We start from the raw sequence: 247 nt of genomic DNA on the forward strand, positions 1-247 counted from the left end.
AAACGCTAGGCAAGTTTATATACGAACATACAAAAAGAAAGCCAATGATTCTTCCTATAATAATTGAAGTTTAAAAAATTAATTTAAAGAAAAGCTAAAAGAATTATAAATGTTTAATTTAAATTCAACATAGATTTGAAAGTTTTTACAGCAGCTAAGTTGAATTGTTGTTACCATATATGAAAAAGGGTGCTACATATTATCCATGATTAATATGTGACACCCTTTATTTTTTATGACTTTTTAC

Annotated in this window: 1 protein-coding gene; it reads left to right on the forward strand. The window is 24.7% G+C overall.

Features of this window, described 5'->3' with window-relative positions; translation table 11 throughout:
• The coding region (locus V7183_RS26110; RefSeq protein WP_438825200.1) for a hypothetical protein at nucleotides 1-74 on the forward strand (74 nt) is incomplete at its 5' end.
• Between the last annotated feature and the right edge of the window lie 173 nt (nucleotides 75-247).

Origin of the sequence: Bacillus sp. JJ1127, assembly GCF_036965845.1 — a bacterium.
Classification (GTDB): Bacteria; Bacillota; Bacilli; order Bacillales; family Bacillaceae_G; genus Bacillus_A.